Source organism: Streptomyces sp. NPDC058964, assembly GCF_042741275.1.
Classification (GTDB): domain Bacteria; phylum Actinomycetota; class Actinomycetes; order Streptomycetales; family Streptomycetaceae; genus Streptomyces.
Genome location: NZ_JBHYKH010000753.1, coordinates 1 through 3,173, shown reverse-complemented (window position 1 = coordinate 3,173; position 3,173 = coordinate 1). Strand labels below are relative to the sequence as shown.

The following is a 3,173-nucleotide window of genomic DNA, read 5'->3' as shown; positions in this document are numbered from 1 at the left end:
CCCGGGCACTCCCGGGCACCCGGGCCGACCGGGTACGCCCGGTACACAGGGACACGGCACGCCGGTGGGTTCCTCGCACGTCGGCCCGCGGGGGACGCGCTCGATCGTCGACCAGCCCGTCTCCTCCGCCGGACAACTCGCCCACACCGGCAGTGACCTGCCGATCGGCCTCGTGCTCCCGGTGGGCGCGGGAGCACTCCTCGCCGGCGCCGTGCTGTACCGCAAGGCGCGCCCCTCGGCGTGAGGTGACCGGCACCGGAAGAGGGAGCGGGCCCCGGCGACGCGGGGCCCGCTCCGATCATGTTCTCCGTCTCACCACGTGGCCCGCACCTGGCGGATGATCCGCCGGCGCAACCGCACCCTGCGGCTGCCGTCGCGCATCAGGCTCAGTCGGTCCAACTCCCAGTGTCCGTACTCGGCATGGTCCGTCAGCAGACGCGTCGCCTCCTTGCGGGAGACCCCGCGAGGCACGTACACGTCGACAAATTCGTATTCCGGCATCGCATCTATTGTGCGGGCTGGGGCCCGGTACGGATAGCGTCTGCACTATGTCTGATGCTGCGCAGCCCACCGCTGCCGAGGTACGCGCCGCCGCCGAGGCGGTCAAGACCGCGCTCGACCGTCACCTGGCGGCGGTCGAACGCAGGTCGGGGGAGGACGACCCGGCCGTCTACGAGGCGTTCAACGAGCTGGCCGCGGCCGCCGAAGCGTACGACGAAGTGCTCTACGACCGCTACGACGAGGTCACGCCCTTCGAGATCCCCGGGGCGGAAGGCGCGCTGCCGCCGTACGCGGGCCCCGAGGAACCGAACGCGATCAGCGTGCTGATCCGCCGTGACTACGCCGTGGCGGAACCGCAGCGACTGCTGGCCCAGGCCCAGCGTGTCGAGGCGGCGGAGTACGAGGACGGCGCGGACACGGACGCCTCCGGCACGGTGCACGGGGCGCTCGGGGTCCTGTTCGGCGAGTTCGAGCCGGACGAGATCGCCTCGCGGCACAAGGAGTTCGGGCTGGAGGAGGGCGACTCCACGCTGTGGGTGACCGCAGCGGACGATCCCGCCGACCCCGGTGAATGGCTGGAGGCACCGTTCGAGCAGGTCGACCCGCAGCGGGTGGTCTGCCGGTTCGACGTCAGCGCGGTCTTCGACGACGAGATCGAGGACGGAATCCGCGACGCGATCGGCAACCGGATCGGCGACCGGACCGACGAGGCCGAGGACGACGATCCGGAGGACGAGCTCGACCTGGACGGCGACGAAGACCTCGAGCCGCTGGACGCCGATCGCTGAGCGGAAGCCCGGCCCGGGGCACCCAACCCGGCCCGCCCCCCCCCCCCCCCCCCGCGCAGCCGCGCGCCGGGCCCGGGGCCCCCACCCCCCCCCGCCCGCGCCCGCCGGCCCGGCCCCCCCCCCCCCGCCCCGGGGGGCCGCGCCGCGCGCCGCGCCCCCCGGCCCGCCCACCCCGCGCCGGGCCGCACCCCGCCTCGCCCAGCCGCTCAGCCGGACGCCGGGACCTGGGCCCTCAGCAGCGCCGGCAGACGCGTCGTGCGCGGCTTGGCCGCAATCTCCGCGACCGCCCGCGGCAGTGCCTGCTCGACACCGTGGACCACGGACAGATGGCGGTCCGCACGGCTGAACGCCGTGTACACCCAGGGCCGGCTGAGGGCCTGCGTGGCATCGCCCGGCAGCACCACGACCACCGCGGGCCACCGGCCGCCCGCGGCCTGGTGAGCGGTGAGCGCCCACCCGTGCCGCACGGCCTGCTCCACCCGTTCCCGCGGTACGACGACGGGAACCCCCGCGCAGGACAGGTGCAGGCCGTCGGCGTCGGCCTTCACCACCTGACCCGGGAGCATGCGCCCCGGCGCCGGGGCGTAGGCGATCCGGTCGCCCGGGTCGAAACCGCCGAAGCGGCCGGGGCCCGGATTGAGCCTTTCCTTGAGCGCCGCGTTGAGCGCCCGGGTGCCCGCGGCCCCGCCGTGCCCGGGGGTGATCACCACCGTCTGCTCGGCCGGGACGCCGATGGCCCGAGGCACCGAGTCCGCGACCAGCTGGACGGTCCGGTGGACGGCCTCGCCCGCGTCCCGCACCGGCACGATGACGATCTCCTTGCCGGGCGCCGCCACCTGGTTGAGTTCACCGATGCCGATGCCGGAGACCAGTTCGCCGAGCGGACCGGGGTCGGGCACCCGCGAGGCGACCTGCGGGCACACCCGTGCCGCCAGCAGGTCCGCGAACACCCGGCCGGGCCCGGCCGACCAGAGCACGGCGGGATCGCCGGCCAGCACCAGCCGGGCAGTGTCCGGCAGCGACTCGACGAGCAGGGCCGCGGTCTCGACGTCCAGCTGCGGCGCGTCGAGCACGATCAGCAGGTCCAGGTCGAGCGCACCGTCCGCGTCCCGTCCGGGGCCCTCGGAGCCGGACAGCATCCCCGCCACGGTCGCGGATCCACGGTCCGGCCGGTCGGACGGGTCGTCCGGCTCGTCGAGTCCGGTCAGCAGGGCCGTGAAGCCGTCCCGGCCGCTGTCGGTGTGTGCCACGGCCCAGGCACGCAGCCCCGCAGCGGGTGCCGCCCCCAGCAGATGGGCCGGGTCGACCAGGGACGCGTGTCCACCGGTGTGCAGCACCAGCCCGTTCGCCGCGACCGCGCGGATCAGTTCGGCGGCCGAGCCCCGGGCACCGGCGGCCGCCCGCTCCCAGGCCTCGGCCGGACCGTCCTCCTTCGGCACGGAGTTGATCAGGCGGGCCAGGCCGTCGGCGAGGCTCTCCTCGGCGAGCGCGTACCGCTCGAGGCCGACGAGGACGCGGACCGGGCGCTCCTCGTCGCCCTCCTCCCCGTCCTCTCCGTCCTCCTGGTGTGCCTGCCGGGCGGGTGCTCCCGGCTCGTCCAGGGCGTCCTGGAAGACCAGGGCGTCGCCCTCGGCCACGGTGCTCTGCACGGCGTCGTCGGGATCCGGCACACCCCGCTGGGCCAGGGCCGCGGTGAGCGCGGGCAGTTCCAGGGCGGTGTGCCCGGCCAGGGCCGCCTGCTCCAGCAGCCAGCCGGTGACCGCCCGGCCGCGCCGCTCGTCGTCGCGGCCGCACTCCGCGCCGAGCAGCGCCCGCGCGAACCCGTCGGCCTGGTCCGGCCGTACGCCGGTGACCCGCAGCAGCTGCCAGGGGTCGTCCCGCAGC

3 protein-coding genes and 1 pseudogene are annotated in these 3,173 nt (G+C 75.6%); 2 read left to right on the top strand and 2 right to left on the bottom strand.

Features of this window, described 5'->3' with window-relative positions:
* A pseudogene (locus tag ACFW2E_RS44215) lies at positions 1-244 on the top strand (hypothetical protein); the annotation flags it as partial.
* Positions 245-312: 68 nt separating this feature from the next.
* On the opposite strand, the gene ACFW2E_RS44210 reads toward ACFW2E_RS44215, so the two are convergent.
* Complete coding sequence (locus ACFW2E_RS44210; RefSeq protein WP_046732800.1) at positions 313-501, bottom strand: DUF5703 family protein; 189 nt, start codon at positions 499-501, stop codon at positions 313-315.
* 47 nt (positions 502-548) lie between these two features.
* Here ACFW2E_RS44210 and ACFW2E_RS44205 point away from each other — a divergent pair, with 47 nt between their 5' ends.
* On the top strand, positions 549-1,289 hold the full coding sequence (locus tag ACFW2E_RS44205; protein WP_384477047.1) for a hypothetical protein: 741 nt from the start codon (positions 549-551) through the stop codon (positions 1,287-1,289).
* 206 nt (positions 1,290-1,495) lie between these two features.
* Here ACFW2E_RS44205 and ACFW2E_RS44200 read toward each other — a convergent pair.
* The coding region (locus ACFW2E_RS44200) for an ATP-binding domain-containing protein (RefSeq protein WP_384477044.1) at positions 1,496-3,173 on the bottom strand (1,678 nt) is incomplete at its 5' end.

Coding starts and splice junctions, on each gene's coding strand:
- ACFW2E_RS44210 (WP_046732800.1), bottom strand. CDS start 501: ATGCCGGAATACGAATTTGTCGACGTGTACGTGCCTCGCGGGGTCTCC.
- ACFW2E_RS44205 (WP_384477047.1), top strand. CDS start 549: ATGTCTGATGCTGCGCAGCCCACCGCTGCCGAGGTACGCGCCGCCGCC.